Source organism: Aeromonas eucrenophila (assembly GCF_000819865.1).
Classification (GTDB): Bacteria; Pseudomonadota; Gammaproteobacteria; order Enterobacterales; family Aeromonadaceae; genus Aeromonas; species Aeromonas eucrenophila.
The window spans coordinates 70,514-94,394 of sequence record NZ_CDDF01000017.1; the positions used below are offsets into that span (position 1 = coordinate 70,514).

The 23,881-nt window shown below is 61.2% G+C and carries 19 protein-coding genes; 4 read left to right on the plus strand and 15 right to left on the minus strand.

The window, feature by feature from the left end:
- Positions 1-7 precede the first annotated feature (7 nt).
- The 4 genes from BN1124_RS17385 to tapM are packed head-to-tail and all read right to left on the minus strand — an operon-like array spanning position 8 to position 2,752.
- Positions 8-535: a pilus assembly protein PilP gene (locus BN1124_RS17385; RefSeq protein WP_042644383.1), complete on the minus strand. Its 528-nt coding sequence runs from the start codon at positions 533-535 to the stop codon at positions 8-10.
- Positions 536-537: 2 nt separating this feature from the next.
- On the minus strand, positions 538-1,137 hold the full coding sequence (tapO, locus tag BN1124_RS17390) for a PilO family type IV pilus biogenesis protein TapO (protein WP_042643962.1): 600 nt from the start codon (positions 1,135-1,137) through the stop codon (positions 538-540).
- Positions 1,134-1,703 carry a PilN family type IV pilus biogenesis protein TapN gene (gene tapN / locus BN1124_RS17395; protein WP_042643964.1) on the minus strand — a complete coding sequence of 190 codons (570 nt, stop codon included), beginning with the start codon at positions 1,701-1,703 and terminating at the stop codon, positions 1,134-1,136. Before tapN ends, tapO begins: the two co-directional genes overlap by 4 nt.
- Positions 1,691-2,752 carry a PilM family type IVa pilus assembly protein TapM gene (gene tapM, locus BN1124_RS17400; protein ID WP_042643966.1) on the minus strand — a complete coding sequence of 354 codons (1,062 nt, stop codon included), beginning with the start codon at positions 2,750-2,752 and terminating at the stop codon, positions 1,691-1,693. The genes tapN and tapM overlap by 13 nt, the downstream gene beginning before the upstream one ends.
- A 297-nt stretch (positions 2,753-3,049) precedes the next feature.
- Here tapM and BN1124_RS17405 point away from each other — a divergent pair, with 297 nt between their 5' ends.
- Positions 3,050-5,539 carry a penicillin-binding protein 1A gene (locus BN1124_RS17405; protein WP_042643968.1) on the plus strand — a complete coding sequence of 830 codons (2,490 nt, stop codon included), beginning with the start codon at positions 3,050-3,052 and terminating at the stop codon, positions 5,537-5,539.
- Positions 5,540-5,602: 63 nt separating this feature from the next.
- Here BN1124_RS17405 and oxyR read toward each other — a convergent pair whose 3' ends face one another.
- The 4 genes from oxyR to BN1124_RS17425 all read right to left on the minus strand — a co-directional run bounded on the left by oxyR (position 5,603) and on the right by BN1124_RS17425 (position 10,029).
- On the minus strand, positions 5,603-6,499 hold the full coding sequence (oxyR, locus tag BN1124_RS17410; protein WP_042643970.1) for a DNA-binding transcriptional regulator OxyR: 897 nt from the start codon (positions 6,497-6,499) through the stop codon (positions 5,603-5,605).
- A gap of 160 nt (positions 6,500-6,659) precedes the next feature.
- Positions 6,660-8,294 carry a methyl-accepting chemotaxis protein gene (locus BN1124_RS17415; protein ID WP_042643972.1) on the minus strand — a complete coding sequence of 545 codons (1,635 nt, stop codon included), beginning with the start codon at positions 8,292-8,294 and terminating at the stop codon, positions 6,660-6,662.
- A gap of 171 nt (positions 8,295-8,465) precedes the next feature.
- Positions 8,466-9,098 carry a DsbA family protein gene (locus tag BN1124_RS17420; RefSeq protein ID WP_042643975.1) on the minus strand — a complete coding sequence of 211 codons (633 nt, stop codon included), beginning with the start codon at positions 9,096-9,098 and terminating at the stop codon, positions 8,466-8,468.
- A gap of 73 nt (positions 9,099-9,171) precedes the next feature.
- The gene (locus BN1124_RS17425) at positions 9,172-10,029 is read right to left on the minus strand and encodes a Vmh family MBL fold metallo-hydrolase (protein ID WP_042643977.1); all 858 of its coding nucleotides are present in this window, start codon (positions 10,027-10,029) and stop codon (positions 9,172-9,174) included.
- Between the two features lie 124 nt (positions 10,030-10,153).
- Between BN1124_RS17425 and BN1124_RS17430 the strand changes: the two genes are divergently transcribed.
- Positions 10,154-11,056 (plus strand): LysR family transcriptional regulator, encoded by a 903-nt coding sequence (locus tag BN1124_RS17430; RefSeq protein WP_042643979.1) that lies wholly within the window; start codon positions 10,154-10,156, stop codon positions 11,054-11,056.
- Between the two features lie 48 nt (positions 11,057-11,104).
- On the opposite strand, the gene BN1124_RS17435 is transcribed toward BN1124_RS17430, so the two are convergent.
- The 6 genes from BN1124_RS17435 to BN1124_RS17460 all read right to left on the minus strand — a co-directional run bounded on the left by BN1124_RS17435 (position 11,105) and on the right by BN1124_RS17460 (position 17,657).
- Entirely contained in the window at positions 11,105-11,887 is a 783-nt protein-coding gene (locus BN1124_RS17435; protein ID WP_042643981.1) for a BPSS1780 family membrane protein, read from the minus strand.
- Between the two features lie 36 nt (positions 11,888-11,923).
- Positions 11,924-12,505, minus strand: coding sequence for a fimbrial protein (locus tag BN1124_RS21730; RefSeq protein ID WP_231553672.1), 582 nt, complete (start codon positions 12,503-12,505; stop codon positions 11,924-11,926).
- Positions 12,506-12,962: 457 nt separating this feature from the next.
- On the minus strand, positions 12,963-13,691 hold the full coding sequence (locus tag BN1124_RS17445; protein ID WP_048822970.1) for a fimbrial biogenesis chaperone: 729 nt from the start codon (positions 13,689-13,691) through the stop codon (positions 12,963-12,965).
- A complete protein-coding gene (locus BN1124_RS17450; protein WP_231553673.1) occupies positions 13,688-16,192 on the minus strand; it encodes a fimbria/pilus outer membrane usher protein in 2,505 nt (834 codons plus the stop codon). The genes BN1124_RS17445 and BN1124_RS17450 overlap by 4 nt, the downstream gene beginning before the upstream one ends.
- Positions 16,193-16,342: 150 nt before the next feature.
- Positions 16,343-17,104 (minus strand): fimbria/pilus periplasmic chaperone, encoded by a 762-nt coding sequence (locus tag BN1124_RS17455; protein WP_052445590.1) that lies wholly within the window; start codon positions 17,102-17,104, stop codon positions 16,343-16,345.
- A gap of 10 nt (positions 17,105-17,114) precedes the next feature.
- On the minus strand, positions 17,115-17,657 hold the full coding sequence (locus tag BN1124_RS17460; RefSeq protein ID WP_042643984.1) for a fimbrial protein: 543 nt from the start codon (positions 17,655-17,657) through the stop codon (positions 17,115-17,117).
- A 257-nt stretch (positions 17,658-17,914) separates the two neighbouring features.
- Here BN1124_RS17460 and BN1124_RS17465 point away from each other — a divergent pair, with 257 nt between their 5' ends.
- Positions 17,915-18,742: a M23 family metallopeptidase gene (locus tag BN1124_RS17465; RefSeq protein WP_042643986.1), complete on the plus strand. Its 828-nt coding sequence runs from the start codon at positions 17,915-17,917 to the stop codon at positions 18,740-18,742.
- 78 nt (positions 18,743-18,820) lie between these two features.
- Here the strand turns inward: BN1124_RS17465 and BN1124_RS17470 are convergent, their stop codons facing one another.
- Positions 18,821-20,158, minus strand: a complete 1,338-nt coding sequence (locus BN1124_RS17470; RefSeq protein WP_042643988.1) for an MATE family efflux transporter — start codon at positions 20,156-20,158, stop codon at positions 18,821-18,823.
- Between the two features lie 155 nt (positions 20,159-20,313).
- On the opposite strand from BN1124_RS17470, the gene mscM reads away from it, so the two are divergent.
- Positions 20,314-23,580, plus strand: coding sequence for a miniconductance mechanosensitive channel MscM (gene mscM, locus BN1124_RS17475; protein WP_042643990.1), 3,267 nt, complete (start codon positions 20,314-20,316; stop codon positions 23,578-23,580).
- Positions 23,581-23,881: the final 301 nt, after the last annotated feature.

Here is a 23,881-nt window from a genome sequence, read left to right on the forward strand (position 1 = left end):
TCCCTGATCATAGTTTTGCGTCGAGATTGGCCATGGCCAGCTGAGTTTCTCGGGTGACCCAGCATCCTTTGCCATCCGGTACCGTCTCCATCAAGTCAACATGGGTATTCGTGATCTTGATGACTCTTCCCTGATCCAGCCCTATGTATTGATTTAGCCCGACACGCACAGCCTGCCCGTCCGGTGTTCTTATCAGCGCCCATAGCTGCCCTTGCTTGCCGATTGACCCCTTCATGCTCAGGCTGGACAGCGAATAGCGTTCCAGCACCTCCTTGTCTCGATTGGCCACTATCTGGGCGCAATCAGGCTTGGCCTTGGCATCGACCCTGGAGCTGGTCTCTGGTTGAGGCTCAATGAACGGACTGCGTTGATCATTTCGCTTATAGACCATAGGGGTAAATGGCTTTATTTCCGGTAAGGGCTCGATGGGGATGGGTTGTCTCGCCTTGGTTTGCTGCACATATTCATCCATGTCCTCCTGTCCGCCACAAGCCGTCAACAACAGCACCGGCAAGAGGAGGCCGATCACTCTCATGCTCATGGCTTCTGCTCCACGGTTTTACCGTTGTATTTGTAAGTCTTGGCCTGCATGGACATGCCAATCATCTCTCCTTGCTCCTGGCTCTGGTTGAGCAGGAAAGACTCCAGGATCACGATACGCGGCAGGGCCGCCATGTCGGCCGTGAATTTACCGAGCTCGTGATAAGTACCCACCACCTCGATACGCATGGGAAGCTCGGTTGAAAACTCGTGCTGGATCTCGGCTTCCCAGTTGATCCTGTTCAATTTGAGACCGTTGTCGGTGGCAATGAAGCTGATGTCATCCAGCAGCCCCGCCACCTCATGGGTATTGGGCAACTGCTTGAGCTGGGTATCCACCAACTGCTCAAGTTGCACCATCTGTTTCTTGTACGCTCCCAGGTTGGCAGCCAGCATGGCCTTGCTCTCGAACTGGGCCTTCAACTCATTCTCTTTACCCGCCTCCTGGCGCAATGCCGTCAGAGAATTGGCAATCACATAGTAATAGATGGCGCCACCAAGCAAGGCACAACAGAGCAGAATGAAGACCCCCTTTGCCACCTTGGGCCAGCGGGCTATGTCATTGAGATCCAGATCATTGAGTTGTTGTAGGTTCATTCTTGCCCCTTAGCGACGTTCAGGGTCGTGCCGGCAATCTGGAACATCATGGAGAACTGGCTGAGTGCAACGGGAGCCACGTCTGCCGTGAAGATGGTGCTGATTTGTGATTGCCCCAGCCAACCCGAGCTGTCGATGCGTCTCATCATGCTGGCAACCCGTCCATACGCTTCGGCCTTGCCATTGACATCGATCCGGTTGTTTTGCAGTGCAAGGGTGTTGAGGTAGACCCCGTTGGGCACCAGCACGGGTAGCTGGTTGAACAGGCGCACCGGTATGTTGCGCTGCGTCTGCAACTGCTCGATGAGTTGCATGCGAGCGATCAGCTCCTTGCGTCGCTCCTTGAGCAACCGTATCTCCCCAAGCTGGGCATCGAGTATGGCCATCTCCTGCTGCAGCCGTTGGTTGCGCTGCTGCTGATAACCGATCTGCTGCATCACCAACCAGTCGATGGCAAACGCCAAGGATGCTGTCGCCGCCAGAAAAATCCCGATCATGGCGCCAAACTGCTTCTTCTGGCGCTGAGCCCTGGCCGCTCGCCAGGGCAGGAGGTTTATATTTGACATGGTGTGAAGCTCCGCAGTGCCAGACCCAACGCAGCCATGTACTTGGCCCCATGCGTTTCCCCCCCATCGCCCTTGGGTTTGCCAAACAACACGAAGGGATCGGGATGCAAGACGTCGCAATTAAGCTCGCGGCCTATCTGCTCGGCCAGGCCAGGCAACAAGCTGCCACCTCCCGTCAACACCAGTCTGGGTAGTTCCTTGTTGCCCGACGAGCTGCAAAACAGCTGCACATTACGCCTTACCTGAAGCACGAGCGAACTGAGATGGGGTGAGAGCACATCGACCTCATGATCGGCAGGCAAGTTGCCCTTGATCTTGGCAAGCTCGGCCTCCTCCAGACTCATGCTGTAAAAAGACGCCAGGGCCTGGCTGTATTGATCGCCACCGAAGTTCTGCAAACGGGAATAGATGATCTGGCCTCTGAGCAGGGCGGCAAAGGTCATGGCACTGGCACCGATGTCGATGATGCCGACCGGCTTATCTGCGGTCTGCAATTCGGGCAGACAAGCCAGCACGGCGCGTCCGAGCGCATGGGCTCCCACGTCCACCACCTTGGTTATCATGCCCGCCTCGGTGAGGGCGCTGACTCGGCCGCTGACGCTTTCGGTACGGGCCGCGCTGAGTAGCACTTCCTGACGGGTCTCGTCGGCCGTCATGCCGAGGATCTCGAAATCCAGGCTGACCTCATCGAGGGGGAAAGGGATGATCTGTTCCGCTTCCAGCTGGACCTGGCTCTCCAGTTCGCTGTCACTGATCCTGGCGTCGACCTGGATGACCTTGGTGATGACGTTGGAACCTGTCACCGCAGTGGCCACGTGCTGGCACTCCCCCTGAATGAGGCGTTTGAGTGACTTGAGGGATTGGCTGACCCGTTCGATATCCTGCAATTGGTAATCGACCAGCGTGCCCTTGGGCGTGGCTATCTCGGCGACCGATTCGAGATGCACCTTGCCGGGACGTCCGCTGAGGGTGACGGCCTTGATGGTTTGACTGCCAAAATCAATGCCCGCCAAGGAGAGGAGGGATCCTTTGCTGAATAGCCCAAACATATACACATCCATGCGTTATTGGGTTTTAGGACTTATTGTAGGACAGCTCATCACTGGGTGATGACTTAACTCAATATAATGCTCTATCTATCAATGTCATAAAGTTTATGTCAAAAATTGACGCGGCTCTCCTTTCAGCCATAGCCGCCGCCCCCTTGGTAATTGCGCCATGGAATGCTACCCTCGCGCCTCTTCTCGAGGTCAGGGTCTGTGGACAGGAAAATCTCGAATCTGCGGGGGTAAAAAGGCTATACTCTGCGCCCGTTGGCTAATTTTAAGACGATTGGTAGTTCTTCCATGCTGAAATGGCTCGTTCGCCTGTTTATTGTCATGATGCTGGGTGCAGTGCTGGGTGTTGCCAGCCTCATCGGCATCTACTTCTACATCAAGCCCCAGTTGCCGGATGTGAGCGCACTGCGCGACGTCAAGCTGGCCACCCCGATGAAGGTGTACAGCCGGGACGGGGAACTGATCTCCCAATTTGGCGAAATTCGTCGCATCCCGTTGCGGCTGGACGAGATTCCCCAGCCCATGATCGATGCGGTGCTCGCCACCGAGGATGCCCGTTTCTATGAGCACCCGGGCATCGATCCCATCGGCATCATCCGCGCAGCTACCGTCTGGGCCGTCTCCGGTCAGGCCCGTCAGGGCGCCAGTACCATCACCCAGCAGGTTGCCCGCAACTTCTTCCTGACCAACGAGAAGACCATAGTGCGCAAGGTCAAGGAAGTATTCCTGGCCTGGCGCATCGAGCAGAATCTCTCCAAGGACGAGATCCTGACGCTCTATCTCAACAAGATCCCCCTCGGCTACCGGGCCTTCGGGGTCGGCGCCGCCGCGCAGGTCTACTTTGGCAAGGAGGTCAAGGATCTGACCCTCGACGAGATTGCCATCATCGCCGGCTTGCCCAAGGCACCCTCAATGCTCAACCCCATCCGCTCCCCCGAGCGCGCCTTTGCGCGCCGCAACGTGGTGCTGGGGCGCATGCTGGAGACCGGCAAGATCACCCAGGCCCAGTTTGACGAAGCCTCCAAGATGCCGATCAAGGCCCGCTATCACGGCGCCGAGACGACCCTCAATGCTCCTTACCTGAGCGAGATGGTGCGCCAGAAGATGGTGGAGCAGTTTGGTGAGGACGCCTACACCATGGGGCTGCACGTCTACACCACTGTCACCGCCAAGCGTCAGCGCGCCGCCCATCAGGCGCTGCTGGACGGGGTCTTCGACTACGACACCCGCCATGGCTACCGTGGCCCGACCGCCTTGCTGTGGAAGGCGGGGGAACCCGCCTGGGATTACGAACAGATCATGGCCCATCTGGCCAAGCAACCCACTTACCAGCCGCTGATGGCGGCCGTAGTCACCAAGCTGACCGACAAGAGTGCGACCCTGACCCTCAAGAATGGCAAGCAGGCCGAGCTCAGCTGGAACGGCATCAAGTGGGCACGCGCCTTCATCACCGATGATCGCCAGAGCTATGCACCGAAATCGGCCCGAGACGTGCTGAAAGTCGGCGCCCAGATCTGGGTGCGGGAGAAAGGGGAAGAGCTGCTGCTCTCCCAGATCCCCGACGTCAACGCCGCCCTGGTGGCCATGAACCCGCAGGACGGCGCCATAGAGGCGCTGGTCGGTGGCTTCAGCTTCGAGCTGTCCAAGTTCAACCGGGTCGATCAGGCGCGCCGTCAGGTCGGCTCCAACATCAAACCCTTCCTCTACGCCACCGCGCTGGAGCAGGGCTACACCCTAGCGTCGCTCATCAACGATGCGCCGATCAACCAGTGGGATCCGGCCAAGGGCCCCATGTGGCAGCCCAAGAACTCACCGGCCATCTATGAAGGCCCCACCACCTTGCGCCTCGGCCTCGCCAAGTCCAAGAACGTGATGTCGGTACGGCTGATGCGCGCCATCGGGCTCGATACCTATATCGACGGCCTGACCCGTTTCGGCTTCGCCCGGGATCACATCTCCGCCAACGAATCCCTGGCGCTCGGCGCCGCCGAGTTTACCCCGCTGGAAGTGGTGCGCGGTTATTCCGTGCTGGCCAACGGCGGCTTCCAGGTCACCCCTTACTTCATTACCGAAGTGACCGACAGTTTCGGCACCCCGCTGTATCAGGCCAATCCGGCCGCCGCCTGCCGCGATTGCGGTGTGCTGGCCGCCGCCGGCCTCGACAGCGCCGATGCCTACCTCAATACCGCTGGCGACTGGAAGGCTCAGTGCCCGATAGACCCAGTGGTGCCCAACAACATGGCGCCGCAGACCATCAGTGCCCAGAGTGCCTTCCTGGTGACCGACACCCTGACCACCGCCATCTGGGGTGGCAACGGCTGGCGTGGTACCGGCTGGCGCGCGGCTCGTGACCTCAAGCGCCACGACATCTCCGGCAAGACCGGGACCACCAACGAATCGCGGGATGCCTGGTTCTCCGGCTATACCCCGAATCTGGTGGCCACCTCCTGGATCGGTTTTGACAACCACCAGCGCGGTCTGGGCCGGGCCGAGTTCGGTGGCGGCGCCGCCCAGCCCATCTGGATCGACTTCATGAAGACTGCCTTGCAACAGGTGCCGGAGCGCAAGATGCCGGTACCCGAGGGGATCATGCAGGTGCGCATCGATCGCGAGACCGGGCTGCTGACCAATCGTACCGACGGCAGCACCACCGAAGAGTTCTTCAAGGAAGGGACTGAGCCGACCCGCTACGCGAGCCAGCTCTCCGACGGCAATCAGGTCTACGGGGGCGATGGCTCCAGCAGCGATGGCCCCGTCTCCACCGACGACATCTTCTAAGCAGCACCCGCAGACAAAAAAACCGGCGCCCAGCGCCGGTTTTTTTATTTGGTATACAGAGCATTATCCCAGCAAGGGCCGCATCAGCAGTGAGATACGAGCGGCCAACTCATTGAAACAGGGCCTGCGCACCGAATAATGGCGGTAAAGCAGCGAGATGGCGCGACCCGGCACCGGATCCACCACGGGTCGGTAGCTGACACCGCCCTCCTCCGGATTGGCCGGCACGGCGAGTCGGGGGATCAGGGTCAGGCCGCTACCCGCCGCAACCATGTTGCGCAGCGTCTCCAGGCTGGTGCCCTTGAAGCGCTGATCCTCGCCAATGCCGGCTGCGAAGCAGAAGCCCAGAGCCTGCTCCCGCAGGCAGTGGCCGTCGGCCAGCATCAGCAGCTTCTTGCCCTTGAGGTTGTGCAACGGCACCGACTTGGCCTGAGCCTCCGGGTGCTTCTGGGGCACCGCGAGCCACATGGGCTCCTGGTAAAGCGGTATGGAGCCGAACCCCTCCATCCCTTCCAGCTCCGCCAGTATGATGCAATCCAGGGTCCCCTCCTCCAACTGCTTGAGCAACACCTGGGTCTGCTCTTCATGAAGGTAGAACTCCAGTTTGGGGAAATGTTCCCGCAGATCCTGGATGATGTGGGGTAACAGGTAAGGACCGACGGTGGGGATGAAACCTATGTGGATCTCGCCCGACATGGGCTCGGCGAAGTGCTGGCCGATGCTCCTGAGCTCACGCACCTCCTTGAGCACCTTGCGGGCTTGCTGGGCCATGGCGTCGCCGGCCGGGGTGAACAGCACCTTGCGAGAGGTACGCTCGATCAGGATCACCCCCAGCTCGTCTTCCAGCTTGCGCAACTGGCCACTCAGGGTCGGTTGACTGACGAAACAACGCTCCGCCGCCTTGCGAAAGTGCTTCTCCTCTTCCAGCGCTACCAAATACTCGAGATCGCGAAGGTTCATAGGTCCTTAAATCCGGCCAACCATTGGGGCCATTAGCATGCCCAAGAACGCCAGGTGGGACAAGGGAAGAGAGCGGAATGAGGGAACAAGTCGACACTTGCAACGAAACAGGCCCGGATCCTGGATCCGGGCCTGTTTCGTCGTCGGTACCTATTGGTCCTCACACTCGGAAGCGGCGCACCATCTCCTGCAGCTGGGTGGCCAGCTGATTGAGATCGTTGCAGGCGGCCGCCATCTGGGTCGCCCCAGTCACCACCTCCTCCGAGGCATGGCTGATATTAACCACGTTGCGGTTAAGCTCCTCACTCACAGCCCCCTGCTCCTCGGTCGCCGTCGCTATCTGGATGTTCATGTGGGAGATGCTCTCGACCGAACCGCTGATCTCGGTGATGGATGCCCCCGCCTCCCGCGCCGTGCCCACAGTTGCCTGCATCAGCACCTGGCTTTGTGCCATGGTGCTGCTGGCCTGCTCAGCTCGCTGTTGCAACTCGGAAATAATGGTATTGATCTGAGCAGTCGAGTCCTGAGTCCGTTTCGCCAGAGTACGCACCTCATCTGCCACCACCGCGAATCCACGTCCCTGCTCACCTGCCCGGGCCGCTTCAATGGCAGCATTCAGCGCCAGCAAGTTCGTCTGTTCGGCTATGCCACGGATCACCTCCAGCACCATGCCAATGTTGCGGCTGTCATCACCGAGCTGGCGGATCACTTCGGCCGTGCTCTCGATGGCCCCCGCGACCTGCTCGATACGTACTATGGAGTCGTTGACGGTATGGGCTCCTTGCTCGGCCGTGCTGCTCGCCTCCGTCGCGGCACTGGCGGCATCGCTGGTATTACGGGAGACCTCCTGCACCGTGGCCTGCATTTCGTTCATGGCTGTGGCCAGCTGATTCAGCTCATGTTGCTGACTATTCATGCTGGAGGCAGATTGCCTGGCAACGACGCTGATCTCCTCGGCTGCGGAGCTGAGTTGCACCACTGAGCCGGACACCTCGCTGACCAGATCTCGCAGACGTCCCTGCATCTCACCAAATCCCTTGGCCAGTTGCCCCAGCTCATCGTTGTTGAACCGTGTCATGTCGAGCTGGGTAGCCAAATCTCCCGACGACACCTTCTGGGTCTGGGTCAGCAATAACATGACAGGATTGCGGATCAGCCGCGTCAGCAGCAGAGCCACGACCACCACAAACACAACGGTGAGCGACCCCACCAAGATACTGAGTGTCCTGGAGTTCTTGTACACTTCCTCATTACTGGTCGTCATGTCGCGGGCGACCTTTCCATTGATGTCGCGCAGTTGCAGGGACTTCTCGCTGGCTGTCGCTAGTGCAGTCATGGTCTCCCCCTCGCGCAGGGACATTACCTTGGCCAGATCCCCTTGTTGCAGCGCAGTCACCAGCTCGTCATGGGCGCCGAAGTATTGACTGGCAGCTTCCTTGAGTGCCATGAACTCCTGCTCCTCCTTGGCCGAGGTGAACGGCAAGGAATTATAAGTCTGGGCCGCCGTGACAAAGCCCTGTTTGGCCGTCTGATAAACCTGGTCGTAACGCGCAATACCCTGCTTGTCTTCCCCGGCGAGCAGCATGCTCAGCTCGGCTCTACGTGCATTCAGCAAGGAAACCTCCATTTCGTTGGCGGCACGTATGGTCGGGATCAGGTTGCCCGTGATTTCGGTTGTATTTTGAAAAAAACCAGAGAGTTGAGACACAGAAAACCACGCCAGTGCCACTACCAACAACGCCAGAGTGGCAAATCCACCACTCAGCTTCTGACTAATAGACAAGTTCTTGAACATGGTGAGAATCCTGACGATATAGAAAGTGAAGCCGGGTATTCGTACCCGCCTGAATGATTATTCACGGATGAATTTTCTGACCTTAACATCCTTGTAACGACTGTGCCTACTCAAACGTGAACTCTGGACACACTGTTCAGACCAGCTCCTCTTCCATGCCACAATCCTCATCTACCGGAGTATGGCGCCAAGATGAGCGACAAAACCGGAGGGATTTCCTAGGAGAGGGGCAAGCGGTACCGGGATCAGGCGATCTCCCTGCATCAACCCCAGGGTGGGATAGCCCTGACCACCGAGGCGGCGCAGCCAGGCCTGGCTTTGGGCCAGGTGTTCGCTCAGGTTCGCGTCCCGGTAGGCCGGCTCGAACGCCTCTGGGGCTATGTCCTGCTCCTGCGCTAGCCTCGTCAGATGAGCAAGGGAGCCCACCCATTGACCGTCGCGATAATGAGACTGCTGGATGCGGTGCAGCAGGGTCAGGCCATCCCCTCCCAGGGCACTCACCGCCAGAATGGCGCGAATGGGTGGCTCGGAGTCGAGCAGCAAGCCTTCGCTCAGCAGGAGTTCATTGAAATAACGCTCTCCAAACGGCTGGCCGCTCAGAGCCTGGATCCGCTCATCGTGGGGCCGCACATAGTCGCGCAGTGCCTCTCCCATGGGCTGACGACGCTCACCGAGCCAGAGGCCACCGGCGTGCAGCGCGATATTCAGCCCCGGGATCCCGGCCGCTGTCTCGAGCAAGGGGGCGGCGCCATAGCACCAGCCACAGAGCGGGTCGTACACATAATGCAGGGTCATGTCGTTCATGGGCTCACTCCAAAAAATGAAAAAACCGGGCAACCACTGCCCGGTAAAAAAACAGGGACAAGAACTCAGGCAATTACCACTTCATCTCGCCGGTCGCGACCTTGGCACCAATGGTCAGGCCATCATCGACCGGCAGGGATGGGTAGGCCTGCTTGAGCGCCTCGGTCAGCTCGGCCGATCCCTTGGTGCTGCTCAGCGCCCGCTCGAAGCCTTGCACATAGTCACGGGTGAAGGTGACGGCCTCAACTCCCTTGGGTTCGGTACCTAGGAAGTGGCCGGGCACGACACGCTCGGGTTTGAGGGCCAGCAGCTGGTCGAGGGTCTGCACCCACTGTGTCCGCTCGGCCTTGGTCTGGCTGTCCGCCATCCACACGTGCACGCCACCGTATACGGGGACACCGCCCAGCGCCGTCTTGATGGACGGGATCCAGAGGTAGGCAGCCGGTGTGTTCATGGCCTTGATCTCAATCTTCTCCCCTTCCAGGGTCAGTTGGGAGGCCGTCATCACCTGGGGCACGATCAGCTGCTTGGGGGCCTGCTCGGCGAGGATGGGGCCCCAGTACGCCAGCTTGGCATCCTTGGTCTGCTTGATATGGTCGACCACGTGCTGGCTGGCCAGGATCTTGACGTCGGGGAAGGCGGCCTTGATGGGCTCCAGCCCGAAATAGAAGTCGGGATCCCCGCCGCTGATGTAGACGGTGGTCAGTTTCTTGCCGCTGCGCTTGATCAGATCCACCAGCGCCTTGCCATCATTGACCCCGAACTGGGCGTCGATGAGGATCGCTTCCTTGTCCCCCGCCACCAGCTCGGAGGAGACCGGGAAGATGGCCTTCTCACCGGGGTTGTAGACGGTCACGGTCAGCGGGCCCGCCAGGGCAGCGCCGCCGAGCAGGGTGGTGGCCAGGGTCAGAGTGCGAAGTACGGTATTCATCGGGTATTCCTCATAACGTCGTTGTGTTCATCGAATAAGCACAGTTTAGTGAAACTTTATCGGTGCAAATACCGCATAATTAGCGCATTACTGTTGCACAAATCGAGCATATCTGGAGCCAGGAATGGATAGATTGACCGCCTTGCGGGTGTTTGTCTGCGTGGTCGAGCAGGGCAGCCTGAGCGGTGCGGGGGAAAAACTGGAGATGTCGCGGGCCATGGTGTCGCGCTATCTGGCGGAGCTGGAGCGCTGGATGGGGGCCCGCCTGCTGCACCGCACTACCCGCCGACTGAGCCTCACCGGACCGGGGGAAGAGGCGCTGAACCGTGCAAGAGCCATGCTGGTTTTGGGGGAGGAGATGGAGCAGCTCGCCATCCGCAGTGACGAGGCACCCAAGGGACAGCTGCGCATGACCAGCAGCTACTCCCTCTCGGAAGCCCTGCTGGTCAAGGCCGCGAACGACTATCTGGCCCATTACCCCGGCACCGCCATCGACATCCTGCTGCTGGACAGAACCGTCAACCTGGTGGAGGAGCGGATCGATCTCGCGGTGCGCATCACCAACGATCTGGATCCCAATCTGGTGGCTCGCCGCCTCGGCACCTGCCACTCCGTGGTCTGTGCCAGCCCGGCCTATCTGGCTCGTCATGGGGCGCCGCAACGGGTGCAGGATCTAGCCCTACACAACTGCCTCACCTACACCTATTTCGGCAAGAGCCTCTGGGAGTTTCAGGGGCTTGATGGACCCGAGTCCGTACCGGTGAGCGGCAACCTCAGCGCCAATATCTCCAACCTGCTGCTCAAGGCGACTCTGGATGGGGCCGGCATCAGCCTGCAACCACGCTACTCGGTACAGGCGGAGCTGGAGAGCGGCGCCCTGGTGTCCTTGCTGACCCAATGGCAGCCCAAGCGGCTTGGCGTCTATGCCGTCTATGGCACCCGCAAGCAGATGTCCCCCCTGCTGCGCAGTTTCCTCGACTTCCTCATCGCCCGCATGGCGGACGATCCCCTGTGGCAAACCGAATAGGCGCGCAAGAAAAAGGGGCCTGCTGGCCCCTTCTCATTCCCGACTGGCTTATGCCTCGAAGCCGAACGCCTTGACCGGCGGCGGTGCGTCTGTGCTCTCCTGCTCCTCCAGATAGATGTCGCGATAGGCCGCGTAGATGGAGTAGTTGATGGCTGGCAGCACCACCAGCAGGCCGACCAGAAACAGGAGAGCACCGAACAGTATCAATACGGCCCCCAACAACCCCCACCACAGGAAGGGCCACATGTTGTTCAGACAGCCCTTGAAGCTCAGCCTGGCCGCCTGCCAGATCCCGACACCGTGGAAGAAGATGAGGGCGGGGGCGAAGGTGATGGCCATCAGCACGGGCACCAGCAATGCCAGCCCCAGCAACAGACAGAGCAGGAAGCCCTGCGCCTGCTCGGGCGTCACCGTCAGGGTCTCCGGATCCTGGGACAGCAAGCCGGTCAGACCCCACAGGTGCAACAGGCCAAAGCAGATCAACAGGATCAGCGTGAACAGGCAGAGCACCATCAGCCCGCCCAGCATCAGAGGCGTCAGCCGGTGACGGAACCCTGAGAAGAAATCGGAGAATTGAAGAGCGTTGCCCTCATAGCCCCGCGCCGCCACCGCCACCCAGCCGGCGCCCCACACCATGTACAGCAACTGGGAGATGAAACCGCCCGCCGGTAACTGCTCCAGCACAAGTCCCACCACGAACCAGATCACTATCATGGCCACGCTGGCGCCCATGCCCTTGTTGAAGATATCGAACCCGGTACGGACCCAGGCCCAGCCTCGCCCTATGGGGTGGCGCTTGGGTTCGCTACGCAGGATGTTGTCACTGTTCATCATCAACCTCGTTGAAAAAAGCAGGAAGGCACGCGATCAGGGCACGCTCACCGTGACCATGATGGTGCCAGTGTAAGCGCCGGTGCGCACCACCTGACCCGGCAACCGGGTCGGATAGAGCCTCACCTGGTAATTGGTGTTATTGGTGGCTGCCGTATAGGGTACCGCGATGGCGGTCGCGAATGGAATAGGAGTTGGAGTGCTCTGCTCCAGCATACCCACCCCGACCCCGGCCAGGCTGGTGGTGATGAAGCGATCCTGGCTGGTGAGCGCGCCCCCGAAGCTGTAGCTGAGCGGTACCGTGTAATCGCTCGGGATCTGGCTACAAGTGACACTCACATTCACGCTGCGGGGAGCATAGCCCTTGGGGACAGCTCCCTCGACGAAGGCGCTCTGGGCCACGGCACCGAGATCGATGGGAATGCTGGTACCGGCCGGAAACTGGCAGGTCGGGGTCGAGGTGACACTGATATTCATCGCCAACGTGCTGAACGCATTGGCCGGGCTGGTATCGGGAGCACTGCCACGACGCACAAACAGATAGGCGACATTGCCATTGAAGGTCTGGGTGCCCGTGACCCCTTTGAGCAGCTTCAGGGTATAACGACCGCCGCTCACGCTGATCCCACCCAACGACAGATTAAGCACGTTAGCGATGCAGACAGTCAGCACACCAAGAGACGTATCGCTGAAGGGTACTGTCTGATAGCCTCCGGCCCCCGCATTAAACTCGGCTTTGAGCCCAAAATAGGAGTTGAGCTGGATAAGGGGTCCCTGAGGATCTGAGACGGTGGGCAGACTGGTAGTGGCCTGATAATAGGTTGTCGCCAGCAAGCCCACCGTGACCCCAGTACAGTTGCAAGTCGCCGAGGTAGTGGTCGAGAAGGCGGTGGGACCGCTGGTAGTATTTGGCTGGTAGAGGGTGTTGGTTGTGGAAATTGTCCCGGATGCCGCAAAAGCGCTGGTGCATTGCCCATTGACGGCATGGGCTTTTGGCTGCCATAGCAGACACCCCATCAGCAAGACTCCCCCCCCCCAGAGGATCGATCTGCCCAGCCCATCATGCCCCGCTTGTTCAGTCATGCGTGTTGCCTCCCAGCTTGCCAAGCACAAACTCCTGCTCGTGATAGTTACCATCATCATCTATCCAGCGCATGGCCCCCTTGCCGGCAGTAGTTTCGACCAACTGAATGGGGATTTGCAGCATGCCATAGGGTGGGATCAGCCCCCCCTGTTGCCAGCTGACCTTCTTTATTCCCGCCTCGAGCAGCACTTCGCTCAGGCTGATATGAAAGGGGCTCGGATTGCTGACGTTCAGCCCTTGTGTCTGTACTTGCCAGCGAAGCCGGGTCACCGCCTCCGCCACCGCCCCCTGCAAGCCGGGCGGGCGATAAAACAGCTTTATGCGGGTACGGTAGGCGAGCTGCACGCTGGCCTCTGAGCTGCTTGCCTTGGGGGGCAGCCCCAGCACATTGAGCCAGAACAGGGATTCCCTGTCCTTGGGCAGTTGGTTCAGATCCGCCCCCAGGATGCGCAGCGTCTGCCCCTTGTCCGGCCCGAGCCGCATCATGGGGGGTACCACCAGAAAGGGGGTCGAGACCTCGGCCGGCCCCTGGTGTTCATCTCCCCCATCGACCCAGGCCTGCAACAGGCTGGGCTCGGCTCCCCCGTTGTGGACCATCAGACTGGCCTCCCCGCCCCCCTCATAGATCAGCCGGGTACGCAGCAGGTTGATCGCGGCCTCCGTATGCTGCCCCCACAGCAAGGCACCCAGAACGAGACCACAGCACCAGCAACCTCTCATGAACCCACCCCCGTCGTGGCACAACGCGCGGATACCTGCTGATAGGGCACGGCCGGATCAGGTTTCGGCACCTTATAGTCCAACCGGCACCGTTGATCGGGCTCCTTGCCCCACTGAACATGCAGTACGGACTGCTCGCCACGCACGAAGATGAGCCCACCCTGTCCGACCACGGCGACAGAATCACCCGCACCATTCATAACCTCGGCGCCAAAAGGCGGGGCACTGCCATCGGATCGCTGCACCTTGAGCAGCAACGGCTGACCGATGTGGGTCTCGTACGCCAGCTTGACGATGGCTCCCCGACGGGGGGCCACCATCTGGGCGCTGCCGTCTATCTCCACGTCCAGCGGCAAGCCACTCGGATCCAGGCCGATGACATTGGTGCGATAGGGGTTGAGACCGGCCAGCACGGCGTAACCGTCCCCGTCCACCTCGCTGCCGATGCCGTGGCTGACCCTGGCCCCTTGGGCGCCCTTGGCCTCCACCAGCGCCATCGTCTCCCCTTGCGTCTGCCCCAGCACCCAGCCATCCTCATGCACCAGCAGGGTGCCCTTGGCCGAGGCCACATACTGGGAGTAGCCGTCTCCCTGACTGGTTGAGAGGCCGAGCTGGGTGGCTGCCGTCTGATATTGCAGGTTGGCGCCATAGCCCTGATAACCGGCGCCGTTGCTCTGACTCTGGCTACCGTATAACCCGTAATAGACGCGTCCGTCCCGGGAGCCACCATTGAGATCCAGTCTGGCGCTGTATCCCTGTCCCTCCTGATAGGAGAGGGTGCTGCTCAGCCGCGGGGCTCCGAGCCGGTTCCCGATGGGAACGCTGAGGCTCAGCATGTATTGATCGCCGATGCCGTCATCGAGAGAGTGGCTGGCCGAGAGCGTCAGGCTGCCCCAGTCAAAACCCCGGTTGTAGCCGAGCTGGAAACTGCTGCTCTCGGTCTGGGCCCCCCAATAGTCACGGCTGATGCCGTTGAAGTAGAGATCCCCCCACTCCCCTATGGGCTGGTTGATGTTGAGCTGGAAGCGATTGCGCTCGCGCTGCAACTGATCGAAAGTCTGCGACTGCACGGCGGCCACATCGCTCAGATCCAGGTAGCCTTCGCTGGAGAAGCGGTAGGCCGCCAGAGTGAAGTAGGTCTGGGTCACATCCATCTGCTTACTGTAAGTGAGGCGGTAGCTCTGCCCGGAGAGTGATGAGGGCAGGTCGGACATGGCGGGCAGATCCCGCGCCCAGGAGCCGGTGATGTCGAGGGCCAGGGCGCCGTAGTCAGAGCCCACTGCGGCGCCGCCCAGCAGGGCGGCATAGTCTTCGGCGGCGATTGTGCCGCCGTACAGGGTCAGGGTGTTAGAGAAACCGCGGCGATAGGTGCCTTGCAGAAAATCCGGGCCATCGGGGCCGGCCTCGTTGCGATAGCGGCCAAGGGTCAGGCTGAAGCGGGAGGTGTCGTCTCTCAGCATCTGCACCACCGAGGAGAATGGCAGGGTGAAGCTGCGGGCGCTGCCATCCGCCTCCGTGATGGTTACATCCAGATCCCCGGCAAAGCTGGTGGCATAGAGATCGTCGATGGCGAAGGCGCCGGGGGCGACCTGGGTCTCGTAGATGAGGGCAGTGCCCTGGCGGATGCTGACTCTGGCATTGCTCTGGGCGACGCCGCGCACCACGGGGGCAAAGCCCCGCTCGAAATCGGGCAGCATGGCATCGTCGCTGGCCAACTGCACGCCGGTGAAGGGCACACTGTCGAAACTGTCCCCCGGGGTGAAATATTCCCCCAGAGTGAACTGGGCGGTCTGCCCTGTGACATCGCGCTGGACATAGCTGTTGAGGGGCTGATAGCTGCCGCCATCATTGCCCTGATAAGAGCCGTTGTGGCGCAGACGCCAAGCCCCCAGGTTGATGCCGGTATTGAGGTTGACGCTGTTGCTGAACGGCTCGTCGACCCCCTCCTGCTCACTGTAATAGAGGTTGGCGTTATAGCCGACGAAGGCCGCATCGATCCCCTGTACCCACTGATCCGGGCCGACATAGTCGCGCCTGACCTGGCCCACATACGCCTGCGGCAGGCTGAGTGCGCCGCTGAGGCTCGCCAGATCGAAGACGAAGCTGGCCCCTGGCACCAGGGACGCCACCTCGATGCAGTCACTTTCAAGCTGTTGTTTTACCGATGCTTGATTGGGCAATTTGTCGACGAGCAGGCCCCACTGCGTCACTTGACCCGGTTTGAAGCAAAATCGGGGCACCTTGGGATCGGCCCCCGCTCGTACCTCCACTTGCTGACTCACCCGCTCCTTGCCGTTGATGGTGATCTCGAGTTGATAGAGGCCAAGGGGGACGAAGTCGGCGCGGGCGAAGCGGGCGAGATCGATGTTCACCCCCAGGCTATCGAGCAACCGGCTGTCAAACTCGACGTCCGCGGCAACGCTATCAATCCCGGTCGCCGCCGGGCTGGGTGCGGTCTCATCCGCCATGGTCAGGGAGCCCCAGCAAAGCAAAAGTAGCAACCAGCCTTCGCGAAGAGGGCGCCAGGAAAAGATATGGGTGAAGGGTATGGATAACGGGAGAACGCTGGCAATCACGGCATACCTCCCCTCTCAGAGCCAGCAGAGGTGCAGGGAGAGGCGGCTTGGGCATCCAGCTCCCACACCAAGGGATCAGTTGAAGACGAATCGGCCCACCTCGCGGGCGCCATAGTCATTGAGCCAATAGAAGGTCACCGCCTTGGCATGCACGGTGCCAGAGAGACGATCGACCGGGAAATCGAAGCTGCCCCCCGGGGCCACCATGCCACCGCTGAGGTTGTTATAGCGCTTCGTCTGGGCCGTTTGCAGCTCCAGATTGCTGATGCTGACGTGGTAGAGGCTCGGGTTGCTGGCACGCAGCGCATAACCCGCCCCTTGCCTGACGAGACTCCAGCTCAGGTGATGGGCGGAGTGCTCCATGTCGCCTGCCAACCCCTCGGGTCGGTAAAACAGCTTGATCCTGGAGCGGAAGGCGAGCTGAACCAGATTCTGACCCGCTTGGGTGGATTTGGCGCTCGGCGGAACCTCCAGCACATTCAGCCAGAATACCGACTCGCGATCCTGGGGCAGCCCCTGCCCGACATAGGCGAGGCGCAGCGACTGTCCACGCTGCGCCTCGATACGGGTGATGGGGGGAGTGATCAGGAAGGGAACCGCCTCGGCACCCGGCCGGATGCGGCGGTCACCGGAATCGATCCACACCTGTACCAGCGAGGGGGTATTGCCCTTGTTGATCAGTTCCAGCGTGACCTCGCGGGCGGCGGCAGGATAAATGACCCGGGTGCCGGAAATCTGGACATAACTCCAGGCCTGCCACGGCAACAAGAGAGCCAAGCACCAGAGCAGGCGACCCAGCACAGTTCCCTTTCCGTTCCAACTACCGAGCCGGCTCATGGGACGGCTCTCAGTGGTAATCCAGCGAATAGATGAGATCCGCCGAGACCAGACCGGCCCCGACGGCTCCCGTGGCGACATACTGGGCGCTGTAGTAGAGGGTGGCCGTCCCGGTACCGCTGAAACTGACCAGGGAGTTGTTGGTGTTGGTGCGAAGGTCGATGGCAGTGCTGTTGGCCGACAGGATCTGCACTTCCACGTTCTGGGCCGGGTTTTTGCCACCCGCGGCCACGGCCTTGTTGGTCAGGTTGCCCGTGGCCTGGGCCACCCCGACATTCTCGAAGTAGGCACGTACAGATCCCGTTACCGGGCAGCCGGTGAGTGCGAGGTTGAATCCTGTCGCCCCTGCAGTCTGGCCTATGCTGGTCAACGCATTGGTGCTGACGGTGGGCAGGGTCACGGTGGCCGATGCGGTACCGCCATTGACGGCGATGGCACAGGTGCCTGCGGTCACTTCCCCATTGATGGTAATGGTGCCGTTGAAGGCGGCAACGGGAACCGATACCAGCCCGCCCATGGCGAGTGCGAGCATTAAGAGAGCGTTCGTCTTCATCACAACCTCCATTTACCCTGGGTGCCGCCGGCGACCGCCATTTTCCCTGCCAGCGCGAATATCCCTTCTGTCACAATGGGTTTCATTCAACAACCAACAACTAGTGACACATTAGTAAATAGCACAGAGTGGTGAAGCTTGCTCGCGACCGGGCAACATCTTTGGCCGGCGTCCTTGTCCAAGGTGACGGACAGCCCGGCGGGAATGTGGCATCATTTTCCCCTTTATCTCATCCCCTGTTATTCGATGGAGTCGTAATGCGTCGCCTATTCTTTCTCGTCCTGCTGCTGGGTAGCACTCATCTCTCTGCCGAGCCCGGTTTCATCAGTCGGCTGCTTAATCATCCCGTCCCCGGTGGTGTCGCCGTTGTCCCCCTCGGCGATCAAGTGCAAACGCCCAGTGCCCGCTATCAGGACAAACCCGTGCTGGTCGTAAAAGAAGAAGGCCGCCACTGGATAGCCATCGTCGGTATTCCGCTCAAGAGTACGGCCGGCCCCCATCAGTTGGTGTTGAACGATGGCCGCAAGCTCAGCTTCCAGGTCGGGGAGAAGCACTACCGCGAGCAGCACATCAAGTTGAAGAACACACGCCAGGTCAATCCCCTGGCCGAAGACATGACCCGCATCAACCGCGAGCTGGCGGAGCAGACCAAGGCCTATCAGACCTTCAGCCCCACCCAGCCCAGCAACCTGATGTTTGACAAGCCGGTGAACGGCCCCCTCTCCAGCCCGTTCGGCCTGCGCCGTTTCTTCAATGGCGAGGAGCGCAACCCCCACTCGGGTCTGGACTTCGCGGTCGGCGCCGGCACCCCCATCAAGGCCCCCGCGGCGGGCAAGGTGATCCTGATCGGCGACTACTTCTTCAACGGCAACACCGTATTCGTCGACCACGGCCAGGGGCTGATCAGCATGTTCTGCCATATGTCGAAAGTGGACGTGAAGCTGGGCCAAAGCCTGCCCCGTGGCGGCATCGTCGGCCGGGTCGGCGCAACCGGCCGTGCCACTGGCCCCCACATGCACTGGAACGTCAGCCTCAACGATGCCCGGGTCGATCCCGCCATCTTCATCGGGGCCTTCAAGCCCTGAGGCCACACATCACAAATGCAGAAGAGGCAGCCTGGGCTGCCTCTTCTTTTTTATCTGCTGGTGAGCCAGAGTCTGCGGCTAGCCCGCGATGGCATGCAGCCTGGCTTCCTTGCGCATGGCCCGCCACATCACCAACACCAGCACTGTGCTGCAGGTCGGCAACGCCAGCCAGACCCCGGCCACCCCCCACAGGGAGGAGAAGCCCCACAGGAAGCCGCCGATCAGCACCAGCTTGCCGCCGGTGAGCAGGGAGGCGATGCGGGCCCGGTTGATGGCCTGGAAGTAGGTGGCTCCCACCAGCAGCAAGCCTTCCATCGGCAGGCCCCAGAAGTAGAGCCAGATGCCGAGAGTCGCCACCGGCAGCAGGGCCGCGTTGTCCCCTGCAAACAGATAAACCACTGCCTCCGGCCACAGATAGAGCGGGATCATGCCGCACAATGCCACCACCATGGTCACGCCTAACGCCAGATTGCGCACTCGCAGCACCCGCTGCCAGTTGCCAGCCCCGGCGTTGAAGCTGGCGATGGGCTGGATGCCCATGGCGATCCCCTCGAAGATGAGGTAGAAGAAGGCCTCGCTGTAGCTGATCACCCCGTAAGCGGCCACGTGCAGCGAGCTGCCCACCGCCAGCAGCGCCTTGTTGTGCAGTGCCAGCACCACGGAAAGATAGAGGTACATCAGGAAGCTCGACACCCCGAGTCGCAGGGTCTCCCCCATCAGCCGCCAGTTCGGCACCAGGGTATCCCAGCGAATGCGCAACTGGCTGCGGGGGGTGAAGAAGTGCCACAGGCAGAGCCCGCCGGTCACCGCCTGGGAGAGCATGGTGGCAATCGCAGCCCCCGCCAGTCCCCAGGGGATCACCACCATCAGCAGGTAGTCGAGCAAGACGTTGAGCACGCCGCCGCCGACCAGGATCCAGGTCGTCAGACCGGGTCGCCCATCGTTGCGCAGCAGGGCGGTGAACGCCATGGAGAGCACCGCAAAGGTCCCGAGCCAGGCGTACCACTGCAAATAGGCAAGACCCGCGTCGAAGATCTCTCCCTCCGCCCCCATCCAGGCCAGCATGGCAGCACCATAACGAATGCCGATAAAGGCGAGCACGGCCGAGGCGAGAAGCACCATCACCAGCGCATTGCCGACGATATGGCGAGCCTTCCCCTGCTCCCCCTTGCCGAGGTAGAAGGAGGTGAGCGACGAGGAGCCCATGCCGATCAGGGCCCCCACCGCATAGAGCACGGCGCAGATGGGATAGGCCAGCATCATGCCCGCCAGCCCGTCCTGCCCCAGGATATGGCCGACGAAGATGCCGTCTATGGTCACATAGACACCGGTGACCAGCATGGCGGCCACCGTCGGCGTGACATAGCGCAGGAAGAGGCGAGAAAGGGGCGCCGTGCCCAGATCGAGGGAGGACATAAGATGCTCTGCAAGAGGGGAAACGAGCGGGATAATAGCCAAACAAGGCCCTGATCGCCCGTCATTTATGTTGTGAGTCATTAATCTGCAAGCCTTTACCCGCCATGGCCCCTGCTTTAGGCTAGGGCCAACTCTCATGAACGGAAACGTGCGCCATGTTGCAACGCCTGCTCTGTCTGATGCTCTGTCTCAGCCTGCTCCCCTTTTTCGCCCAGGCCGATGACGCCATCACTCAGGTCGAGGAGTTGCTGCAGAGTGTGCCCAAGACCGACAGCCCGGAGAACCAGCAACTGCGGGAGAGCTACCAGCAGGCGCTGCAGTATGCCCGGGACGCCCAGCGCTACCGGGAGCAGAGCAAGGCCTATCAGCAGATCCTCATCGACTACCCCAAGGAATCCGCCCGCCTCAAGGAGAGCCTGCACAACTACCAACCCCAGCCCCGCCCGTCCCTCTCTTCCCTCAAAGAGGAGGCGCTGCACCAGGCCATCAGCCTCAGCAGCAACCGCCAGCTCAACCTGCGCAAGGAGCGCCAGGCCGTCACCGATAGCCTCAACCAGCTGGAGAGCACGGGCCAGGAGTATCACCTGAGGGTCGACGAGCTGCGCAAGCAGTTGCAGCAGACCCGTGCCCAGCTCGATCGCCTCAGCTTCAGCAACGAGTCGGATCGCCTGCAGGAGGCCCAACAGCTGGCGGCTCGGCTCAAGGAGCAGAGCCTGTCGGACCGGGTCCAGATGCTGGAGCTGGAGCAGCTCTCCGCCCAGCAGCGCAACGATCTGGGCAAGTTGAAGCTGCAGGAGCTCAACCTCGCCATCACAGATGAAGACGAATGGCAGGCCAGCCTGCTCGCCCAGCAGAACCAGTTGCGGCGGGAGAAGACCGAGCAGGCGCTGGCCGAGAGCGAGCGGCTGCGCAAGCAGCTCACCTCGGACTTGCCCCTGCTACAGGAGCAGCAGCAACAGAACCAGGCGCTCTCCATCCAGCTCGGCGCGCTGGAAGATCAGATAGAGCGGGTGCAGGACGAACAGCGCGGGGTCGACAAGTCCCTGTCCGGCCTGAACGATCTCATCAACTCGGTGCGCGAGCAGCTGGAGTGGCTGCAGATAAGCAACGCCTACGGGGAGAACCTGCGCAGCAAGCTCGCCGACCTGCCCGCCTACTTCCCGTTGGACAAGCTGGAGTCCGCCATCGTCAAGGCACGTATGGCGAAATACCAGTACGAGACCGAGCAGGATGCCCTCAAGGATCCTGCCCAGATGCGCGACAGTCTGCTGGATGGCGTGACCCTGGACAGGGCCCAGCGCGCCGTGCTCGACAACCTGCTCAAGGCCAGGCGCCAGCTGCTGACCCGGCTCAACGAGGCCTCCGATACCCTGATCCAGGAGCAGACCCGCCTCAAGCTGGTCTACAGCCGCCAGAACAGCAAGATCGACGAGATCCGGGAGATCAGCGCCAGCCACCTGTTCTGGATGCCGGACGTGCGCCCCCTGAGCCCCGCCGTGCTGCTCGGGGTCCCGGCCGCCCTCGGCCTCGCCCTCAATCCCGCCAACTGGTTGCAACTGCCCAAGGCCATCGCCGAGAACAGCCCCATGAGCCTGACCCTGGCCGGGCTCGGCCTGCTGGTACTGGCCTGGTGCTGGCTCAAACTGGGCCGCCATCTGACGGAATACAGCAACTACATAGCCCCCCGCATCGGCAAGGTGACTCAGGACAAGTTCAGCCTCACCAGCCGGCTGCTGATGCGCTCCCTGCTGGCGGCCCTGCCGCTGCCCGCCATGGTGCTGATGCTCCACGGCCTGCTGGACGGCGCCTGGCAATACCCGTTCGCGGTGGCGGTCGCCCGCGGCCTCGGCGAGATCTGGTTCCTGCTGCTTGCCTTGCTGCTGGCCCGCCATCTGACCCTGGACAAGGGAATATTGATCCTGCACTTTCGCTGGCAGAAAGAGCGGGTACAGCGGGTGTGGAGCCAGTTTCGGACCCTGCTGCTGGTGCTGATCCCCAGCTTCTTCGTGCAGGGCATGGCGAGCAGCTATCAGGAGCACGCCTTCTACGACGCCCTCGGCCGGCTGGCCTTCATCGTCGGCGCGCTCTGGCTGCTGCTGTTCTTCGCCCGCCTCAACCGGGAGCGGCTGCCGCTCACCTGGGGCCAGGCCGATATGAGCAAGCCTCACCTGCTGCACCACTTCATCTGGAACAGCCTGATGCTGGCCCCCCTGCTGGCGGTGCTCGGCACCCTGTTCGGCTACTTCTATACCTCCCGTACCCTGCTGCGCCAGCTGGAGCTGAGCCTGCTGATGGGGCTCGGCTGCCTGCTCGTCTACTATCTGGCACGGCGCTGGATGCTGATCCAGCGCCGCCGGCTGGCCTTCGATCGCGCCAAGCACAGGCGAGCCGAGATCCTGGCCCAGCGGGAGCGGGACGAGGACGATCTCAGCTCGGAGATCCCCGATGCGGTGGAGGAGCCAGAGCTGGATCTGGACACCATCAGCGCCCAGTCCCTCGGGCTGGTGCGCACTCTGCTGATGCTGGGCTTCACCATGCTGGTGGTGGTGCAATGGTCGGATCTCAATTCCGCCTTCAGCTTCCTCAGCAGCATCGAGGTATGGCAGGTGAGCAGCAAGGTGGCCGGCATAGAACAACTCTCCGCCATCACCTTGCAGGATCTGATGCTGACCGCCTTCGTCTTTATCCTGACCGTGGTCACCGCCCGCAACCTGCCGGGGCTGATGGAGCTCACCCTGCTCCAGCATCTGAGCCTCTCCCCCGGCACCGGCTTCGCCCTGACCACGGTCAGCAAGTATCTGGTGCTCTTGATAGGCGCCCTCACCGGCTTCTCCATGCTCGGCATCGACTGGTCCAAGACCCAGTGGCTGGTGGCGGCACTCTCGGTGGGGCTCGGCTTCGGCCTGCAGGAGATCTTCGCGAACTTCGTCTCCGGCCTCATCATCCTGTTCGAGAAGCCGATCCGGCTCGGCGACACCGTCACCATCCGGGATCTGACCGGCACCGTCACCAAGATCAAGACGCGAGCCACCACTATCGTCGACTGGGACAGGAAGGAGATCATCGTCCCCAACAAGGCGTTCATCACCGAGCAGTTCATCAACTGGTCACTGTCCGATGCCATCACCCGGGTCAAGCTGCGCATCCGCATCGGCCTGACCCAGGAGCCCAAGCGGGTGCAGCAGCTGCTGGAGCAGTGCGTGCGTGAATCCACCCTGGTGCTGGATACCCCCACTCCGGAGGTGTTCCTGATCGAATTCACCGACTCGGCCCTCATCTACGAGATCCGGCTCTATGTGAACAACATGGACCACAGAATGCCGATCACCCACGAAGTGCATTCGCTGATCCTGGAGAAACTGCATAACGTCGGCATGCATCTGCCTCATCAGCAAATCGATATCAGAATGAGTCGGGGCTAACCCCAGGGCACAGAGGATCACCGAATGTCTCATGCACCCATGAAGTCCATTCGCTGATCCTGGAGAAACTGCATAACGTCGGCATGCATCTACCCCATCAGCAGATCGATATCAGAATGAGCCGGGGCTAACCCCAGGGCACAGAGGATCACCGAATGTCTCATGCACCCACGAGGTCCATTCGCTGATCCTGGAGAAACTGCATAACGTCGGCATGCATCTGCCCCATCAGCAGATCGATATCAGGATGAGCCGGGGCTGATAGGATAGCGGTGCAATTCACGTTGTTCATTGCACCCTA